This window comes from Rhizobacter sp. (assembly GCF_035702065.1).
Taxonomy (GTDB): domain Bacteria; phylum Pseudomonadota; class Gammaproteobacteria; order Burkholderiales; family Burkholderiaceae_C; genus Rhizobacter.
This window is the reverse complement of sequence record NZ_DASSRA010000107.1, coordinates 1-2,834: the sequence shown is the minus strand read 5'-3', so window position 1 is coordinate 2,834 and position 2,834 is coordinate 1. Positions and strand designations below refer to the sequence as shown.

4 protein-coding genes and 1 pseudogene are annotated in these 2,834 nt (G+C 70.7%); 4 read left to right on the top strand and 1 reads right to left on the bottom strand.

Features of this window, described 5'->3' with window-relative positions; all coding sequences use genetic code 11:
- The 4 genes and pseudogenes from VFL64_RS04815 to VFL64_RS04800 form a co-directional block, all read left to right on the top strand.
- Positions 1–234, top strand: a pseudogene (locus VFL64_RS04815) (outer membrane protein assembly factor BamE); the annotation flags it as partial.
- A complete protein-coding gene (gene dapB / locus VFL64_RS04810) occupies positions 231–1,046 on the top strand; it encodes a 4-hydroxy-tetrahydrodipicolinate reductase (RefSeq protein ID WP_489539247.1) in 816 nt (271 codons plus the stop codon). The pseudogene VFL64_RS04815 and the gene dapB, both read left to right, overlap by 4 nt.
- Positions 1,043–1,720 carry a MotA/TolQ/ExbB proton channel family protein gene (locus VFL64_RS04805; protein ID WP_489539246.1) on the top strand — a complete coding sequence of 226 codons (678 nt, stop codon included), beginning with the start codon at positions 1,043–1,045 and terminating at the stop codon, positions 1,718–1,720. Before dapB ends, VFL64_RS04805 begins: the two co-directional genes overlap by 4 nt.
- A 3-nt stretch (positions 1,721–1,723) precedes the next feature.
- Positions 1,724–2,155, top strand: a complete 432-nt coding sequence (locus VFL64_RS04800; RefSeq protein WP_489539245.1) for an ExbD/TolR family protein — start codon at positions 1,724–1,726, stop codon at positions 2,153–2,155.
- On the opposite strand, the gene thiE is transcribed toward VFL64_RS04800, so the two are convergent.
- The coding region (thiE, locus tag VFL64_RS04795; protein ID WP_489539244.1) for a thiamine phosphate synthase at positions 2,142–2,834 on the bottom strand (693 nt) is incomplete at its 5' end. The two genes, VFL64_RS04800 and thiE, sit on opposite strands and share 14 nt — an antisense overlap.

The following is a 2,834-nucleotide window of genomic DNA, read 5'->3' as shown; positions in this document are numbered from 1 at the left end:
CTGGTGCTGTCCGAAAACGACAAGCTCAAGAGCATCAGCGCGCAGGAGCTTCCCACCGAGCGCGAGTTCGTCACCTCGATCGACACCTTCGGCACGCCGCGCAAGGTGCCCACGCTGGCCATGACGCCCGAGGAGATTGCGAACCTGCCGCCGGTCCCGCCCAAAGCACCCGTCGCGGCCTCGGCCCCTGAAGGCCCGCTGCGCCCCTACCCGCCACTGGAGCCCCGCTCGTGAGCGCCGCGGCACCGATCCGGGTGGCCGTCACCGGCGCCTCGGGGCGCATGGGCCACATGCTGATCGAGGCCATTACCGCGTCGACAGACTGCGTGCTCGCCGGCGCGCTCGACGTGCCCGGCAGCCCCGCCCTCGGCCAGGATGCCGCCACCTTCCTCGGCCGCACGAGCGGCGTGCACATCACCTCCGACCTGAAGAGCGGCTTGGCCAATGCGCAGGTGCTGATCGACTTCACCCGCCCCGAAGGCACGCTGGCCCACCTTGCGGCCTGCCGCGAACTGGGTCTCAAGGTCGTGATCGGCACCACCGGCTTCAGCGATGCGCAAAAGGCCGAGATCGCCACGCAAGCCCAGCACATGGCCATGGTGATGTCGCCCAACATGAGCGTGGGCGTGAACGTCGTGATGCGCCTGCTCGACGTGGCGGCACGTGCGCTCAGCCAGGGCTACGACATCGAGGTGATCGAGGCCCACCACCGCCACAAGGTCGACGCGCCCAGCGGCACGGCCCTGGCGATGGGCGAGGTGGTGGCCGCGGCACTGGGCCGCGACCTGAAGCAATGCGCCGTCTACGGCCGCGAAGGCGTGACCGGCGAGCGCGACCCATCGACCATCGGCTTCGCCACCATCCGTGGCGGCGACATCATCGGCGACCACACCGTGCTCTTTGCCGGCACCGGCGAGCGCATCGAGATCAGCCACAAGAGCAGCAGCCGTGCCGGCTACGCGCAAGGCAGCCTGCGTGCCGCGCGCTTCCTCGCCAACCGCAGCGCCGGGCTCTACACCATGAACGACGTGCTCGGCCTGAAATGAACGGCTTCGCGCACTTCTGGCAACAGGGCGACGTCATCACCCGCGGCGTGGCTGCGTTGCTGCTGCTGATGTCCATCAGCGCCTGGGTGCTGATCTTCTGGAAGGGCTGGCTGTTGCGACGCGTGCGCGGCGACATCGCCCGCGCCGTGCCCGCATTCTGGGCCGCGCCCACGCTCGACGGTGGCAGCCAGCAGCTCGCCGCGTTCGACCGCGAAGGCGTGCTGCGCCCCCTGCTCGCCGCTGCCACGGCCGACCCGGCCGGCGGCACGCTGGAGGCGCGCGGCCACCTGGCCTCGCAGCTCACGCGCCGCCTGCGCGATGCCCTGCACCGCGTGCTCACGCAGCTGCAGTTCGGCCAGGTGGTGCTGGCTTCGATCGGCAGCACCGCGCCCTTCATCGGCCTCTTCGGCACGGTCTGGGGCATCTACCACGCACTGCTCAGCATCTCGGCCGCCGGCACCATCACCATCGACCGCGTCTCCGGCCCGGTGGGCGAGGCGCTGGTCATGACGGCTGCGGGCCTGGCCGTGGCCATCCCGGCGGTGCTGGCCTACAACGTCTTCAACAAGCGCGTGGCCGCCTGCGAGGCCGAGCTCGAAGGCTTCGCCCACGACCTGCGCGAGATGCTGGTCGACGACAGCACGCGCCCCCTCGCCGCCACGCCCACCGCCTGAGCCATGGCATTCGGCCGTCTCGAACGCAGCGCGGCGCCACCGCCGATGAGCGACATCAACATGACGCCGCTCATCGACGTGATGCTGGTGCTGCTGGTGATCTTCATGATCACCGCGCCGCTGATGAGCGCGAGCCTCAAGCTCGACCTGCCCAAGACCGAGGCCGCCACCGCGAGCGACGTGCCCGACTTCATTGCGGTCGCCATCGACCCCACCGGCCAGCTCTACATCGCCGAGCAGCCCGTGGCGGCCGGTGTCTTCGCCGACCGCATGGCCGAAGCCGCCAAGAAGAACCCGCAGACCGAAGTGCAGCTGCGTGCCGACAAGACCGTGCCCTACGGCCAGGTGGCCGAGCTGATCGGCGTGGTGCAGAAGGCCGGGCTCAGCCGCATCGGCTTTGTGGCCGAGCCTGCATCCGACGCTACGAAGCGTTAGCCCCTTCCAGGAACTGCTGCGCCACCTCGCGCGGGTCGGCTGCCTGCGTGAGCGCGCTCACCACCGCCACCGCGTCCACGCCGCAGGCCCACACCTTGGGTGCACGGTCCAGGCCGATGCCGCCGATGGCCACCACCGGGTAGTGCGGCTTGAGCCGCTGCGTCCAGGCGCGCAGGCGCGCAAGCCCGAGCGGCGCGTAGCGCATCGCCTTCAACGTGGTGGGGAACACCGGCCCGAGCGCCACGTACGACGGCCGCAGCGCATGCGCGCGCGACATCTCCAGCGGCGTGTGCGAGCTCACGCCCAGGCGCAGGCCGGAAGCACGCAGCGCTTGCGTGTCGGCCAGTTCGATGTCTTCCTGCCCCAGGTGCACGCCATAGGCGCCGAGCTCGATGGCCTCGCGCCAGTGGTCGTTGATGAAGAGCTGCGCACCGGGCACCTCGGCCGCGGCCTGCACCGCCGCACGCAGCTGCGCGCGCAGCTCCGCGGGCGGCAGCATCTCGGGCTTGATGCGCAGCTGCAGGGTGCGCAGGCCCCAGCGCAGCGCGCGTTCGACCCAGTCGGCGCTGGGCAGCACGGCGTAGAAGCCGAGCGGGTGCGCCAGTGCCTCGAACGGCTCGGCCGGCGGGGCCGCGTGCGCTGACCAATGGAACTGCGGCAGGTACTCGCTGCACAGCTC